The following is a 14,601-nucleotide window of genomic DNA, read 5'->3' as shown; positions in this document are numbered from 1 at the left end:
TCAGAGCGTGGATTTCTGGATGACCTGCAGGCTCATCTGCTCCAGCAGTTTGTTCATGTGAATGAACTGCGCGAAGCGTTTGTCCTGGGTCTGGCCGTGGTAGAAGCGGTAGTAGATCTGCTGCACGATCCCGGCCAGGCGGAACAGGCCGTAGGTGTAGTAGAAGTCGAAATTGTCGATCTGGATCCCGGCGCGTTCAGCGTAGTAATCGACGAACTCGCGGCGGGTGAGCATGCCCGGGGCGTGGCTCGGCTGGCGGCGCATCAGTTGCACCGGTGCCGGGTCGTCGGCTTGAATCCAGTAGGCGAGGGTGTTGCCCAGATCCATCAGCGGATCGCCAAGGGTGGTCAGTTCCCAGTCGAGCACGCCGATGATCTGCATCGGGTTGTGCGGGTCGAGGATCACGTTGTCGAAGCGGTAGTCGTTGTGCACGATGCTCGACGTCGGGTGGTCGGCTGGCATCTTGTCGTTGAGCCAGGCTTTGACCGCTTGCCACTGCGGCGCATCCGGGGTCAGGGCTTTTTCATAACGCTCGCTCCAGCCTTTGATCTGGCGGGCGACGTAGCCTTCGGGCTTGCCCAGATCACCGAGGCCGCAGGCGTTGTAATCGACGCGGTGCAGTTCGACGAACTTGTCGATGAAGCTCTTGCACAGGGCTTCGGTCCTGGCTGAATCAAAGCCCAGTTCCGCCGGCAGTTCCGAGCGCAGGATGATGCCGTTGACGCGTTCCATCACGTAGAACTCGGCGCCGATCACCGATTCATCGGTGCAGTGCACGTAGGCTTTCGGGCAGTAAGGAAAGCCGTCGCGCAGTTGATTGAGGATGCGGAATTCGCGGCCCATGTCGTGGGCTGATTTGGCTTTGTGGCCGAACGGTGGACGGCGCAGGACGAACTCCTGTTCCGGGTATTCCAGCAGGTACGTCAGGTTCGACGCGCCGCCGGGAAACTGGCTGATCTGCGGCGTACCGCTGAGGCCCGGAATGTGCGCCTTGAGGTACGGATCAATCAGGCTGGCATCGAGTTCTTCGCCGGAGCGGATACGGGTGGACTGGTCAGTAAGCGCCATGCTTATCCCTTCTGCTTATTTTGGAGGCCAGACATCATTGGCTAATCTAATGGCGCGCCGGGGCGGCCACAAGCGCGCTGCGGTCTTATAGGTTAGCGTGTTGCCGGATAATCAGCGTTTCGAATAGGCTGGGACCAGCGCGGACGGCAGCGTCTGCTGACGCTACCAATGAGGCTTAGTGCACGCGTTCTTCGCCAAGCTTCGGCGGTAGTTCCAATGGAGTCAGCACCGCTTCCCCGCTGAAGAACGCCACCAGATTCTTGCCCACCAGTTCCACCGTGCCTTGGGTGGCTTCGGGCGACAGACCAGCCACATGCGGCGTTAAAAGTACGTTGCTCAGGGCTTTCAGTGAATCCGGTACCTGCGGCTCGTGGTCGAATACATCGAGTGCGGCACCGGCGATTTTTCGATGTTCCAGCGCCGCGATCAAATCTGCCGTGGCAATCACGCTGGCGCGGGCGATGTTGACGATGAAACCTTCCGGACCGAGCGCGTCGAGCACGGCGCGGTTGACCAGATGTTTGGTTCCCAGTCCGCCTGGTGTGGCAATGATCAGAAAGTCGGCGGTGCGTGCCAGCTCGGTCGGGGTCGAGCAGAATGTGTAAGGCACATCGCTGGCCAATCTGCGGCTGTGGTAGCTGATCTGCATGTCAAACCCCAGGTTGGCGCGTTTGGCGATGGCCATGCCCACCGCGCCGAGCCCGAGAATCCCCAAATGCTTGCCGGCCAGCGACGGGCGCATGATTTTTGGCCACTCGCCACGGCGAACGGCCGCATCGCAACGCGGAATGTCGCGGACCAGCGCCAGCAACATGGCCATCGCGTGATCGGCCACCGAAGATGCGTTGACCCCGGCGCCGTTGGTCACGGTGATCCCACGGTCGCTGGCAGCTTGCAGGTCGACCTGCTCGTAACCGGCGCCAATCACCGTGATGATTTTCAAGACCGGCAGCGCGGAGATTTCTTCGGCGTACAGGCCCAACGGGCCACGGGTCAGCACCGCATCGATCCGCGCGCCGTGAGTGGCGATAGCCTGGGCACGCTCGGCGGGAGTCGGCGCGAGGATCAGGTGAAAGCCCTGTCGTTCGAGAATCGGCAGGTAGTCATTGATGGTTTCAACCAGTACCAGAACGGTTGCGGGCATTGCGCGGCTCCTGAGATCTATGGCGGTTCGGTCGCGTAAGTCATGTCAGAGTGCTGATTGCACAGCGGTTTGGCAATGGTGGCCGCTGACCCGCATCAGGCAGTGTAGGAGCTGATGCGCAGCTCGTTGTATCAACTGGCGTATTGAGCGATGCCGTTGCTGAACGACCAGTTCACCAGAGGCATGGGCCAGCTCCGCAGGTGAAGAGGGTTGCTATCACGCTAGATGAAGCGGGCGAGATTGAAAGGCCGTTTGGTCTGGAATGTTTGTCGGAAGTTTCGCTAGTGGTTGTCCTCGGAGCGTGCTTACACAAAGCACGGATTTTGCCTACGCACACTGCCGGATTTGCCCGCTAGTCTTCGGGTGATGAATACGAAATTATTACCGGGTGGAAAGGGCAGTGCGGTCCAGGATGCAATCGCCGGCCGAGCGGTAACTCAAAGCCAAGGAAGGCCAATGCTTCAGGATGATCGTGAAAATCTGGAACTCGAGAGGCTACAAAAAGAAGTGCGGAAAATCGCGGTTGAGACAAAGAAGCTTCTGACGGAAGAAAGAAAGCTGAGGTGGGAGACGAATTTGTATCCATTCGCAGTAATGGGCGGAGTGTTAGTCGCATTCGTCGCTGTAGCAGGGCTTGCACTCAAATTTTGAATTATTCACACCACTCGTCAGCCCCATAACCTGAAAAGGAAAAATCAAAATGAGTACCTATGACGTCAAAGCTCGTGGAGAGCAAATGGATCGAGAGCTCGAGGAGTATGTCCAGGCAATGCGCCTTGAAGACAAGGAGAACATGTCTAGATTCTGGGTGCTGTTAGGTTTCGGCATGTTTTGCGTTTGCCTTGGCTTCATGTTGGGCCGATCATTCTGATCGCGCCTGATGAGCAAGCGTGGCGCTGCAACGTGTCAGAAAACGACGATATACGTATCCTTGGCCGACATCTAATTCACCAAAAACGACACCCCTCCGATCTGCACCGCACAACCATTCCTCAGCTAAATCTTTGCTTCTGCTGATTTATCACGGAGAATCGCGCCCCTGTTTCGGCCGGAGCATGTCTGTCGGTTTTTTCCGACGCGTCCTGACCGAGTGGCAAGTGACCGGAATGCGGAGATCCGACCGGATGAATGATCAGGCCAATAGCGTCGACGAACGCTATGAAGCGGCAGCACCAACTGAACTGTCGAGCTGGAATCGCCATGACACTACCTGGATGTTGGGACTGTTCGGGACGGCCATCGGCGCCGGCACCCTGTTTTTGCCGATCAATGCGGGTCTTGGAGGCTTTTGGCCGCTGGTGATTCTGGCGCTGTTGGCATTCCCCATGACGTTCTACGCACACCGCGGTCTGACCCGCTTCGTGCTCTCCGGTCGCGAAGGCGCCGACATCACGGAAGTGGTGGAGCAGCATTTCGGCATCAAGGCCGGCGCGCTGATCACCTTGCTGTACTTCTTCGCAATCTTCCCGATCCTGCTGATTTACAGCGTCGGCCTGACCAACACGGTCGCCAGTTTCCTCGAACACCAACTGCACATCACGCCGCCACCGCGCGCGTTGCTGTCGTTTGCGCTGATTCTGGGGTTGCTGGCGGTGGTTCGCTGCGGTGAGCAGGTGATCGTCAAGGCCATGAGCCTGATGGTGTATCCGTTTATCGTCGCGCTGCTGTTTCTGGCGGTGTACCTGATCCCACACTGGAATGGCGGCATCCTCAGCACCGTTTCGCAAGTGCCGGCGCCATCCGCGCTGCTGCACACGCTGTGGCTGGCGATTCCGGTGATGGTGTTCTCGTTCAACCACTCGCCGATCATTTCGGCGTTTGCGGTTGATCAGAAGCGTCGTTACGGCGTCCACGCCCAAGAGCGCAGCTCGCAGATCCTCTGCCGTGCGCACTTGCTGATGGTCGGAATGGTGCTGTTCTTCGTTTTCAGCTGTGTACTGACCCTGACGCCAGAACAACTGGCCGAAGCCAAGGCGCAGAACCTGTCGATCCTGTCGTACCTGGCCAACCACTTCAGTAACCCGACCATCGCGTTCGCCGCGCCGTTAATTGCGTTCGTGGCGATCTCCAAGTCGTTCCTCGGTCACTACATCGGTGCCAGCGAAGGCTTGAAAGGCCTGATCGTCAAAAGCGGCAAGCGCCCAAGTGCCAAGGCTCTGGATCGCATTGTGGCGGCGTTCATGCTGGTAGTGTGCTGGATCGTTGCCACGCTCAACCCGAGCATCCTCGGCATGATCGAAACCGTGGGTGGCCCGGTGATCGCGGCGATCCTGTTCCTGATGCCGATGTACGCCATCCGCAAAGTGCCGGCGATGGCCCGCTATCGCGGCCAGGCATCGAACGTGTTTGTCACCGCAGTTGGTCTGGTGGCGATTTCTGCGTTGATTTACTCGCTGACTGCTTAACTGACAGGCGCAAATTTTGGTCTGATCTGGCGAATCAAGAAAGGCCGATCTGCATCGCAGGTCGGCCTTTTTTACGCCTGTTTTTATCTGTGGTGGCTGCTCCGGCCTCATCGCTGGCAATGGTTTTTTTCTGGCTGAGTACAGATCCAGTGCTGCGGTGACGGCTTCTTGGGGTTCCGCCCTGACGGCGGGTCACTTTTTCCAGACGCCGAAAAAGTAACCAAAAAGGCTTTACCCTGACGTTCGGCCCTCGCTGTGGCTCGGGTTCCTTCGCTCCGGGATTGTTCCGGGCGCATCGCCTCCGGTTTGCTGCGCTGCACCTCCTCTCGATGTGTTTGGCTGCGCCAAACGGTCGCTGCGCTCCCACCCCCGGATCAATCCCTCCACTCAGCCTGCCGACGGGCGCTTGTGATCAAGAGCTGCACTCGAGCTAACGCTCATTGTGTTGAGTGGTTAGAAGCGAAGTGCGGTTTTTGGGTGGATCTCAAACCTGTGGGAGCTGCGGTGCGACGATTCGACTTGCCAGCGATGCGGCCGTAACAGGTGGCGACTTTCCAGCAGGCATAAAAAAACGCCGCTCATCTCACGATGGGCGGCGTTTTTTATTGCGTTGTAGCGTTAGGCTTGAACGACCGGGATGTTGGCGTTCGCAGCAGCTTCACGGAACTCGGCGATCTGGTCGAAGGACAGGTAGCGGTAAACGTCGGCGGCCATGCTGTCGATCTTGCCAGCGTATTCCATGTACTCCTCGACGGTCGGCAGGCGACCCAGGATCGAAGCTACGGATGCCAGCTCGGCCGAGGCCAGGTAGACATTCGCGCCGTCGCCCAGACGGTTCGGGAAGTTACGGGTCGAAGTCGACACAACAGTCGAGTTCGGCTCTACACGTGCCTGGTTACCCATGCACAGCGAGCAGCCCGGCATTTCCATGCGCGCGCCAGCCTTGCCGTAGATGCCGTAGTAGCCTTCTTCGGTCAGTTGGTGAGCGTCCATCTTGGTCGGCGGCGACAGCCACAGACGGGTTGGCAGCTGACCTTTGACCTGTTCCAGCAGCTTGCCGGCAGCGCGGAAGTGACCGATGTTGGTCATGCACGAACCGATGAACACTTCGTCGATCTTCTCGCCAGCAACGCTGGACAGCAGACGGGCGTCGTCCGGATCGTTTGGCGCGCAGAGCACAGGCTCGTTGATGTCGGCCAGATCGATTTCGATGACTTCGGCGTATTCGGCGTCAGCATCGGCTTCCATCAGTTCCGGGTTGGCAACCCAGGCTTCCATCGCTTGAGCGCGACGTTCCAGAGTACGTGCATCGCCGTAGCCTTCGCCGATCATCCAGCGCAGCAGGGTGATGTTCGAGTTCAGGTACTCGGTGATCGACTCTTTCGACAGCTTGATGGTGCAACCGGCAGCCGAACGTTCAGCCGAGGCATCGGACAGCTCGAAAGCCTGTTCCAGCGTCAGGCCCTCCAGGCCTTCGATTTCCAGGATGCGGCCGGAGAAGGCGTTTTTCTTGCCTTTCTTCTCGACAGTCAGCAGACCGTTCTGGATGGCGAAGTAAGGAATTGCATGCACCAGGTCACGCAGGGTGATGCCAGGTTTCATCTTGCCTTTGAAGCGCACCAGAATCGATTCCGGCATGTCCAGCGGCATTACGCCGGTGGCAGCGGCGAACGCCACCAGACCGGAACCGGCCGGGAACGAGATGCCCATCGGGAAACGGGTGTGCGAGTCACCACCGGTACCGACGGTGTCCGGCAGCAACATGCGGTTCAGCCACGAGTGGATGATGCCGTCGCCCGGACGCAGGGAAACGCCGCCGCGGGTCATGATGAAGTCAGGCAGGGTGTGGTGGGTGGTCACGTCGATCGGCTTTGGATAAGCCGCGGTGTGGCAGAACGACTGCATCACCAGATCAGCGGAGAAGCCCAGGCACGCCAGGTCTTTCAGTTCGTCACGGGTCATTGGACCGGTGGTGTCCTGAGAACCTACGGTGGTCATCTTCGGTTCGCAGTAGGTGCCAGGACGAACGCCTTTGCCTTCTGCCAGACCGCAAGCCTTGCCGACCATTTTCTGCGCCAGGGTGAAACCTTTGGTGCTTTCGATCGGTGCATCAGGCTTTTTGAACAGGTCGAACGGTGGCAGACCCAGCTCGGCGCGAGCCTTCTCGGTCAGGCCGCGGCCGATGATCAGCGGAATACGGCCGCCAGCGCGGACTTCGTCCAACAGCACTGGAGTCTTCATTTCGAAGGTGGTCAGGACTTCGTCGGTACCGTGTTTGCAGACTTTGCCAGCATGCGGGTACAGGTCGATCACGTCGCCCATGTGCATGTTGGAAACGTCGAATTCGATCGGCAGTGCGCCGGCATCTTCCATGGTGTTGTAGAAGATCGGAGCGATCTTGCTGCCGAAGCAGAAACCGCCAGCACGCTTGTTCGGTACGAAAGGAACGTCGTCGCCGAAGAACCACAGTACCGAGTTGGTGGCCGATTTACGCGACGAACCAGTACCGACGACGTCGCCGACGTAGGCGATCGGGAAGCCTTGGCCGCGCATTTCCTCGATCTGCTTCATCGGGCCGATGGCGCCTTGCTGATCAGGAACGATGCCGTCACGGGCCATTTTCAGCATGGCCAGGGCGTGCAGCGGGATGTCAGGACGCGACCAGGCGTCTGGAGCAGGGGACAGGTCGTCGGTGTTGGTTTCGCCGGTGACCTTGAACACGCGCAGGCTGATCTTGTCGGCCAGGGTCGGACGGTTTTTGAACCACTCGCCGTCAGCCCAGGACTGCAGCACGCCTTGAGCGTGAACGTTGCCGTTCTTGGCTTTTTCAGCGACGTCGTGGAACGCGTCGAACATCAGCAGGGTGTGCTTGAGTTGCGCGGCAGCGACTGGCGCCAGCTCGGCGTCGTCCAGCAGGTCTACCAGGGTCACGATGTTGTAGCCGCCCTGCATGGTGCCGAGCAGTTCTACAGCGCGCTTTTTGTCCAGCAGAGGGGAGGAGACTTCGCCCTTGGCCAGAGCAGACAGGAAGCCGGCCTTGACGTAGGCCGCTTCGTCCACGCCTGGCGGAATGCGATTGGTGATCAGGTCAACGAGGAAAGCTTCTTCGCCAGCCGGAGGATTCTTCAACAGCTCGACCAGGCCGGCTGTTTGTTCGGCGTTAAGCGGCTGGGGAACAATACCCAGTGCTGCACGCTCTTCGATATGTTTGCGGTAGGCTTCAAGCACAGTTATTACCCTCATCAGTGGTCCCAAATGGGTGTCCGGGACGCTCGTCGCGAAATGCACGTACTCATGCGCCGCGCGGCGTTGTGCGCCGCTTGGCCAGAATTACCGGGCATTCCTTACAGAAGCTGCTTTCAAAGTTTTACGCCTGCAGAACGTGGAGCTGATGAGGGTTGGCGTCGGATTTTTCCCCGCTGGAAAAACCCTTCGCCAACACCGTTCTGAAGGAACGACTGTGCTCGTGACGCTTTGAAAACAGCTTCTAACGGACATTTGCGCCTTAAAAGGCTGGCTGATTCTACGGCAAAAAAAATTTAAAGGTAAGTCGCGCTCTATTGGACTTTGGTGGCGGGCCGCGTCGACGGGGCAAAGTGCGTTTTGTGCGCTAAGCCCTGACGTTTGAGGGGTGATCAATGCCCGACAAAGGGCTAACATGCCGGCCTGTTCCGCGTTGCAGTGTTTTGCCCATTTATGCCCAATCAGACCATCAAGACCCCCTGCGTCGGCCTCTGCTCCACCGTTTACGGTGATCTCGTGTGCCGTGGCTGCAAGCGTTTTCACCACGAAGTGATCAATTGGAATGGTTACAACGAGGAGGAAAAGCGCGCGGTGTGGCTGCGTCTGGAGCAACTGCTGTCACAAGTAATGGAGAGCAAGGTCGAAGTGTTCGACCGCGATCTGCTGCGTCAGCAGCTTGAACAGCGCAAGATCCGCTTTGTGCCGCATCAGTCGGAATATTGCTGGGCGTATCAGCTGATTGCCCGAGGGGCGCGGGTGATCATTAATCTGGAAGCCTACGGGATGGTGTTGCTGCCGGAGTTTCGCGAGTGGAATCTGCCGGAATTGCGCGATGCCATTGATCGGGAATTTTTCCTGCTGTCGGAAGCGCATTATCAGCGTTACATCGCTCCCGGTTTCCTCAGAGATGCCTTCGGCGCCTGATTGACCGCTATCGCTGGCAAGCCAGCTCCCACAGGGTTCTCGGTGTGTCCTCAACAGAGAGCATCACACAATCACTGTGGGAGCTGGCTTGCCAGCGATGGCGCCCGAATAGACTTCACATCTCTCAATGCTTCACCGCCAGCTCCACCAGATGATCCTCAACCTCCTGCGGTTTGAGCACCAGCACATCGCTCTCCAGCGCATCCAGCACGACCTCGGCTGTATTGCCGATCAACGCGCCAGACAAACCGGTGCGCGCCACCGTACCAATCACCGTCACCGCCGCTTGCAGCTTGTGCGCCATGAACGGTATCAACACATCCGCCGGGCCTTCCTCGATGTGCAGGCGTGCATCATCAATATCAAACTCGGCCTGAAACGCCCGACATTGCTCGCGATATCGCGCCTCGATGGTTTCACTCAACTGCAATGCAGGGTCAGCGGCCGAGAGCATCGGGGAAGGATGAGCGGCAATCACATGCAAATGCCCCTTGGCCAGAGCCGCAATGTCAAAGCCATGGTCGATGATGCCAGCATGCAAATGGCGATGCTCGCCATCGGTATTGCCCACATCAACTGCGGCCAGAATCACCTTGTCTTTCCACGAACCAGAAGTTTTCACCAGCAAAACCGGGGTAGGGCAGTGGCGCAACAGCTTCCAGTCTGCCGGGGTCAGCAGGGCTTTTTTCAGCGCGCTGTCGGGGAAATGCTGTTTGATCACCAGCCCGCAACCCTCGGCCTGCTGCACGTCAACGATGGTTTCATGCAGGCTCTCGTTCCACGCCTGCTCGGTGGTCACGCTGTAACCATCCGCCAGCAGCGCCGATTTGAGCACGCCGAGCATGCCGGCGTGGTCGTGCTTCTTGTCGCACACCAGCAGGTGCAAATGGGCTGAGGTCACCCCGGCGATCAGCTTGGCGCGCTTGAGCGCCAGGCTCTCGGCGTGTTCGGGTTCGATGACCACCAGAATGCTGCGAATGGCTTGCATGAGCGGAGTCTCCAGCAAAGAAAAAACACGGCGTTGCACAACTATAGTTGCTGCGCCCGTGCCCGCGAGTTGATGCATATCAACGCGGGCGGCTGGTGGTCTGCGGGCAGGCCGGTATAATCGGCGCCCTTCGCTCGAACACCTTTAGCCGTGAGCCTGATGATCTTTCCCGAAATCCACGAATTCCTTGGCTGCCGCACGCCCGATGCCTGGGTGCAAGCCGCACTGGCCGACCAGGAAACCCTGCTGATCGACCACAAGAACTGCGAGTTCAAGGCCGCCAGCACCGCGTTGAGCCTGATCGCCAAGTACCACTCCCACGTCGATCTGATCAACATGATGTCGCGTCTGGCCCGGGAAGAGCTGGTGCACCACGAACAGGTCATGCGCATCATGAAGCGGCGCAAGATCGAGCTGCGTCAATTGCACGCCGGCCGTTACGCCTCAAGCCTGCGCAAAGTCGTGCGCAGCCACGAGCCGGTGAAACTGGTCGATACGCTGGTGGTCGGCGCTTTCATCGAAGCACGCAGTTGCGAGCGCTTCGAAGCGCTGGTGCCGCATCTGGATGAAGAACTCGGCAAGTTCTACTTTGGTCTGCTGAAAAGCGAAGCGCGGCATTATCAGGGTTATCTGAAACTGGCTTATCAGTACGGTGACGCCAAGGACATCGCGCAAGTGATCGAACGCGTGCGCGCTGCCGAGCAGGAATTGATCGAATCGCCGGATGTGGAATTCCGTTTCCACAGTGGTGTGCCTGCTTAAGATTGTTAAAAACTCTTAAGAGTATGAAACATCATCGAAAACCGGCCCCTGCGGCCGGTTTTTGCTGTCTGCGCTAAACGTCTTGCCCGCGAATGCCGCCATAATGTCGGCCACTTCAAAAAGCAGTTGGCGGCGGTTGGTATGGATAACCTGGGTTTTGGCAAAGTCCTGCTGGTGGAGGACGACGAGCGCCTCGCGACACTGATTGCGCATTTTCTCGAACAGCACGGCTACGAAGTGCGCACGGTGCATCGCGGCGATCTGGCGGTGGCAGCGTTTGTCGAATTTCAGCCGAAAGTGGTAGTGCTCGACCTGATGCTGCCGGGGCAAAGCGGCCTGCACGTGTGCCGCGAGATTCGCAGCGTGTCGGATACGCCAATCGTCATCCTTACCGCCAAAGAGGACGACCTCGATCACATTCTCGGGCTGGAATCGGGCGCCGACGATTACGTGATCAAACCGATCAAACCACCGGTTTTGCTCGCGCGTTTGCGCGCACTGCAACGGCGCCAGGTGCCGGACAGCGGTGTAGTCAATTCACTGGAATTCGGCCAGTTGAACATCGACCGCAGCTGTCGCGAAGTACGTCTGGTCGGCGAAGTGGTGGAGATGACCACCATGGAATTCGAACTGCTGTGGCTGCTGGCGAGCGCCGCCGGCAAAGTGTTGTCGCGCGACGATATCCTCAACCGCATGCGCGGCATCGCCTTCGATGGCCTGAATCGCAGCGTCGACGTGTACATCAGCAAGTTGCGCAACAAGCTCAAGGACAATCCGCGCGAACCGGTATGCATCAAGACCGTGTGGGGCAAGGGATACCTGTTCAATCCGTTCGCGTGGGAGTTGTAGATGCTGCGGCTATTTTTCGGGCTGTTTCTGGTGATGACGGTCGGCCTGGTACTGGCGTTACAGACGGTCGAGCACACCTTCAATGCGCTGCTCGACAATCAGATGAAAGCCTACAACCGCGAGGCAGTCCGTGGTCAGGCCTGGTCGCTGATTGAGCACATGCGTGATCGGCAGGGCGCTGCGCGTGAACAGCAACTTGAGGCGTTGCGTGCGCATTACGGGCTGACGCTGAGTCTGGTCGAGGCCGATCAACTGGCGCTGGATGAACAGGAAAAAGCCGAACTGGCCCGAGGGCTGTTGGTCACGCGTGACAATTACACCCAGTTCATCAGCAACATCGACGGCGGGTCGCAAGTGCTGAGCATCAAGTTGCCGCCCGAGCCGAGCCTGATGACGTTCTACATTGTCGGCGCGTATCTGATGCTGGCGGTACTGCTCGGTTTCGTCATGTTCTTCTGGGTGCGCCCGCACTGGCGCGATCTGGAGAAACTGCGGCTGGCCGCCGAACGTTTTGGCGACAACGACCTGTCGTCGCGCATTCAGCTGTCCAGGCGCTCGAACATCCGCGATCTGGCCGAACACTTCAACTTGATGGCGGCACGCATCGAAAGCCTGATCGCCAACCAGCGCGAGCTGACCAACGCCGTGTCCCACGAATTGCGCACGCCGATTGCACGTTTGTCGTTCGAACTCGACCAACTCAAGCAGCAACCTGATCCAAATCAGAACCGCGAGCTGATCGCCGATATGTACGCCGATCTTGGCGAACTGGAGGAAATGGTTTCCGAACTGTTGACCTACGCCAGTCTTGAGCGCGGTGCCACGGTGATCACCCGCGAGAACATTCAGGCGGCCGATTGGCTCGACAGCGTGGTCGGCAGTGTCGCGCTAGAGGCTGAGGCGGCGGGGGTGCAGTTGCTGATTTGCGACTGCGAGCTTGAGCATGTACGCATCGAACCGCGGTTCATGGCGCGCGCCGTGATCAATCTGCTGCGCAACGCGATCCGTTATGCCGAGCAGCGCGTCGAGGTGTCATTGGTGCGCACTGGCGATTATTACGTGGTGCAGGTCAACGACGACGGGCCGGGAGTGCCGCTGCACGGGCGCGAAAAAATCTTTGAGCCGTTCTCGCGCCTCGACGCCAGTCGCGACCGCCGCACCGGTGGTTTCGGGCTGGGGCTGGCGCTGGTACGGCGCGTGTCGCAATCCCATGGCGGACAGGTTGAGGTCGGCGATTCCGCGTGGGGCGGGGCATCGTTCCGTATGACCTGGGCACACCTGGATTAATCACTGATCCCCTGAACAGCACACATCCCCTGAGGGTTCGAGGTTATTGCGCGCCGAACATCGCGGTCCAGTAAATCCCCGCGTCGCTCTTCGGATCTGTCGCATACGCCGCGCCCAGTTCGCGATATTGCGGGTTCATCAAATTCGCGCAATGGCCCGGACTGGCGAGCCAGCCGTCGACCACTTTGCGCACGGTGTCTTGCCCGGCAGCGATGTTTTCGCCAACCAGTTGGCCGCTGTAACCGGCCAGTTCCGCACGGTCGCCGGGGGTGCGGCCGTCGCGATCCTTGTGGTCGAAAAAGTTGTTGTTGGCCATCGCCCGGCTGTGGCTTTCGGCAGCGCCACCGAGCACCGCGTTCCACGTCAGTGGTGTGGTTGCGGCGAATGCCTGGCCGCCGCACTGACGCGGCTGACTGCGCGCGACGTTGAGTTGCTCAAGCAATTTCTGCCCCTCACTTTGACCATCGCCGAGACGTGCAGTCAGCAGCGGCCGCGCGAGCACGATGCGCCAGTCGCGATCGTTATGGCTGACGCCGACATCGACGAATTGCGGATCGAGCACGACCTGGCAGAAGCTCTCTTGAATCGCCTTCATCGCCGACGTCGCATCGCGCGGGCCGTTGAGGGTGATGGCTTGCACGTTGACCATCGGGTAACTGGCGCGGGCCATCGCCTGTTGCAAATCGACGGCGCCGCTGGCGGACAGAATCAGCCGTGGGTCGGCCGACAGTGGCGGCAACTCGTTGGAGGCTTGGCTGCCGCACCGCTGCGGTTGACTGCGGTAGTTGTTGATCGACTCGACCAGTTGCGATTCGTCGCTGGCCATGGCCGAAGCGGCAAACGCCAGGCCCACGGACAACGCGGCAAATCGCAGAACGGATGACATGAAGCGCATGGAAATCTCCCTTGGGCTGAATGCGCCCATGATGCTCGAAAAGCCCCGGTTTGGGGCAATGGATTTTTTGCTTGAAACGTGGAATTTTTGCGCTTGAGGTTGGGTCAGTATTTGCCGTCTACACTCTGCGCAGGCCCCGCAATTCGGGGGTCTCAACCACGTAACAACTTGCCCGGACCGGGCTCTGCCGGAAGAATCGATCATGCGATTGAACGGTTTTCTTGTGTGTCTTGCGTTAACCCTGCTGACCGGCGCTGCCAGCGCCACCGATCAAGCGCCAATCAAAGCCAGGGCCGAAGAAAAGGCTCAGGTGCTGGAAGAAAAAGCCGCTGACAAACCCGACGCCCCGCCTGCAGCAAAATCCGAAGCCATCACCCCGAAAGAGGTGCAAGCCGTCGACCCGGCCGGCACCGCGCCGCTGGACGATCCGATCACCTGCCTGGCGCGCAGCATTTATTGGGAAGCCAAGGGCCGCAACACTCCCGAGATGGAAGCGGTGGCCAGCGTGGTGATGAATCGTCTCGGCCACGACGGCTTTCCCGGCACTGTTTGCGAGGTAGTCAAGCAGGGTTCGGAAACCAGGAGCTGCCAGTTTTCCTGGTGGTGCGATGGCCGCTCGGACCAGGTCAACGAAGATGCCGAGTACACCCTGGCCAAGAAAATCGCCGGCAAGGCACTGAACCGTCAGCTCAAGGATCGCACTCGCGGCGCGTTATATTTCCACGACCGTAACGTGCATCCGAGCTGGGCCGGGGAATACACCAAAACTGCCGAGACCGGCAAGTTTCTGTTCTACAAACCCAAGAACGGCGACGCGCGTTAGGCGCAGGGATCAAATGTGGGAGCTGGCCTGCCAGCGATGCGGTCGGCAGGGCTGATATTTTTGCTGGCTGACCCACCGCTATCGCTGGCAAGCCAGCTTGTATGCTTAGTACTTGAAGGGAGGAGAAGGGACTAGGCTGGCTTCTGACTGTTGACGCAGTACAGATCCGTGGGAGATTTCGCCCCTCCTCCTTTCACCCAAGCGCCGATAAAG

General features: G+C 59.1%; 12 protein-coding genes. 7 read left to right on the top strand and 5 right to left on the bottom strand.

Features of this window, described 5'->3' with window-relative positions; all coding sequences use genetic code 11:
• Both ACP7EE_RS22095 and ACP7EE_RS22090 read right to left on the bottom strand, forming a co-directional pair.
• A complete protein-coding gene (locus tag ACP7EE_RS22095) occupies positions 1-1,068 on the bottom strand; it encodes a phosphotransferase family protein (protein WP_426204365.1) in 1,068 nt (355 codons plus the stop codon).
• A 175-nt stretch (positions 1,069-1,243) separates the two neighbouring features.
• Positions 1,244-2,212: a 2-hydroxyacid dehydrogenase gene (locus ACP7EE_RS22090; protein ID WP_426236741.1), complete on the bottom strand. Its 969-nt coding sequence runs from the start codon at positions 2,210-2,212 to the stop codon at positions 1,244-1,246.
• A 456-nt stretch (positions 2,213-2,668) separates the two neighbouring features.
• Here ACP7EE_RS22090 and ACP7EE_RS22085 point away from each other — a divergent pair, with 456 nt between their 5' ends.
• Together ACP7EE_RS22085 and ACP7EE_RS22080 are read left to right on the top strand one after the other, a co-directional pair.
• Positions 2,669-2,863: a hypothetical protein gene (locus ACP7EE_RS22085; protein ID WP_426236739.1), complete on the top strand. Its 195-nt coding sequence runs from the start codon at positions 2,669-2,671 to the stop codon at positions 2,861-2,863.
• Between the two features lie 473 nt (positions 2,864-3,336).
• Entirely contained in the window at positions 3,337-4,617 is a 1,281-nt protein-coding gene (locus ACP7EE_RS22080; RefSeq protein ID WP_426236737.1) for an HAAAP family serine/threonine permease, read from the top strand.
• Positions 4,618-5,235: 618 nt separating this feature from the next.
• Here ACP7EE_RS22080 and acnB read toward each other — a convergent pair.
• Positions 5,236-7,845, bottom strand: coding sequence for a bifunctional aconitate hydratase 2/2-methylisocitrate dehydratase (gene acnB / locus ACP7EE_RS22075; protein WP_426236844.1), 2,610 nt, complete (start codon positions 7,843-7,845; stop codon positions 5,236-5,238).
• A 468-nt stretch (positions 7,846-8,313) separates the two neighbouring features.
• On the opposite strand from acnB, the gene ACP7EE_RS22070 reads away from it, so the two are divergent.
• A complete protein-coding gene (locus tag ACP7EE_RS22070; RefSeq protein WP_420649614.1) occupies positions 8,314-8,784 on the top strand; it encodes a DUF1289 domain-containing protein in 471 nt (156 codons plus the stop codon).
• A gap of 124 nt (positions 8,785-8,908) precedes the next feature.
• On the opposite strand, the gene ACP7EE_RS22065 is transcribed toward ACP7EE_RS22070, so the two are convergent.
• The gene (locus tag ACP7EE_RS22065; RefSeq protein ID WP_420649615.1) at positions 8,909-9,772 is read right to left on the bottom strand and encodes a universal stress protein; all 864 of its coding nucleotides are present in this window, start codon (positions 9,770-9,772) and stop codon (positions 8,909-8,911) included.
• Between the two features lie 159 nt (positions 9,773-9,931).
• Between ACP7EE_RS22065 and ACP7EE_RS22060 the strand changes: the two genes are divergently transcribed.
• From ACP7EE_RS22060 to ACP7EE_RS22050, 3 genes are all read left to right on the top strand, one after another.
• A complete protein-coding gene (locus ACP7EE_RS22060; protein WP_426236842.1) occupies positions 9,932-10,534 on the top strand; it encodes a tRNA-(ms[2]io[6]A)-hydroxylase in 603 nt (200 codons plus the stop codon).
• Positions 10,535-10,675: 141 nt separating this feature from the next.
• On the top strand, positions 10,676-11,383 hold the full coding sequence (locus tag ACP7EE_RS22055; RefSeq protein ID WP_420649616.1) for a response regulator: 708 nt from the start codon (positions 10,676-10,678) through the stop codon (positions 11,381-11,383).
• Positions 11,384-12,670, top strand: a complete 1,287-nt coding sequence (locus ACP7EE_RS22050; RefSeq protein ID WP_426204355.1) for an ATP-binding protein — start codon at positions 11,384-11,386, stop codon at positions 12,668-12,670.
• Between the two features lie 43 nt (positions 12,671-12,713).
• Here the strand turns inward: ACP7EE_RS22050 and ACP7EE_RS22045 are convergent, their stop codons facing one another.
• Positions 12,714-13,565, bottom strand: a complete 852-nt coding sequence (locus tag ACP7EE_RS22045) for a CAP domain-containing protein (RefSeq protein ID WP_426236735.1) — start codon at positions 13,563-13,565, stop codon at positions 12,714-12,716.
• Between the two features lie 202 nt (positions 13,566-13,767).
• Here ACP7EE_RS22045 and ACP7EE_RS22040 point away from each other — a divergent pair, with 202 nt between their 5' ends.
• A complete protein-coding gene (locus ACP7EE_RS22040) occupies positions 13,768-14,388 on the top strand; it encodes a cell wall hydrolase (RefSeq protein WP_426236733.1) in 621 nt (206 codons plus the stop codon).
• Positions 14,389-14,601 lie beyond the last annotated feature (213 nt).

Origin of the sequence: Pseudomonas sp. TWP3-2, assembly GCF_049897765.1 — a bacterium.
Lineage (GTDB): Bacteria > Pseudomonadota > Gammaproteobacteria > Pseudomonadales > Pseudomonadaceae > Aquipseudomonas.
Note: the sequence above shows the minus strand (reverse complement) of the source record. Positions and strands in the feature narration are given on the sequence as shown.

What these genes read in the sequence shown, in the direction of transcription:
- ACP7EE_RS22095 (WP_426204365.1), bottom strand. Translation starts at nt 1,068, where the DNA reads ATGGCGCTTACTGACCAGTCCACCCGTATCCGCTCCGGCGAAGAACTC.
- ACP7EE_RS22090 (WP_426236741.1), bottom strand. Translation starts at nt 2,212, where the DNA reads ATGCCCGCAACCGTTCTGGTACTGGTTGAAACCATCAATGACTACCTG.
- ACP7EE_RS22085 (WP_426236739.1), top strand. Translation starts at nt 2,669, where the DNA reads ATGCTTCAGGATGATCGTGAAAATCTGGAACTCGAGAGGCTACAAAAA.
- ACP7EE_RS22080 (WP_426236737.1), top strand. Translation starts at nt 3,337, where the DNA reads ATGAATGATCAGGCCAATAGCGTCGACGAACGCTATGAAGCGGCAGCA.
- ACP7EE_RS22070 (WP_420649614.1), top strand. Translation starts at nt 8,314, where the DNA reads ATGCCCAATCAGACCATCAAGACCCCCTGCGTCGGCCTCTGCTCCACC.
- ACP7EE_RS22065 (WP_420649615.1), bottom strand. Translation starts at nt 9,772, where the DNA reads ATGCAAGCCATTCGCAGCATTCTGGTGGTCATCGAACCCGAACACGCC.
- ACP7EE_RS22060 (WP_426236842.1), top strand. Translation starts at nt 9,932, where the DNA reads ATGATCTTTCCCGAAATCCACGAATTCCTTGGCTGCCGCACGCCCGAT.
- ACP7EE_RS22055 (WP_420649616.1), top strand. Translation starts at nt 10,676, where the DNA reads ATGGATAACCTGGGTTTTGGCAAAGTCCTGCTGGTGGAGGACGACGAG.
- ACP7EE_RS22050 (WP_426204355.1), top strand. Translation starts at nt 11,384, where the DNA reads ATGCTGCGGCTATTTTTCGGGCTGTTTCTGGTGATGACGGTCGGCCTG.
- ACP7EE_RS22045 (WP_426236735.1), bottom strand. Translation starts at nt 13,565, where the DNA reads ATGCGCTTCATGTCATCCGTTCTGCGATTTGCCGCGTTGTCCGTGGGC.
- ACP7EE_RS22040 (WP_426236733.1), top strand. Translation starts at nt 13,768, where the DNA reads ATGCGATTGAACGGTTTTCTTGTGTGTCTTGCGTTAACCCTGCTGACC.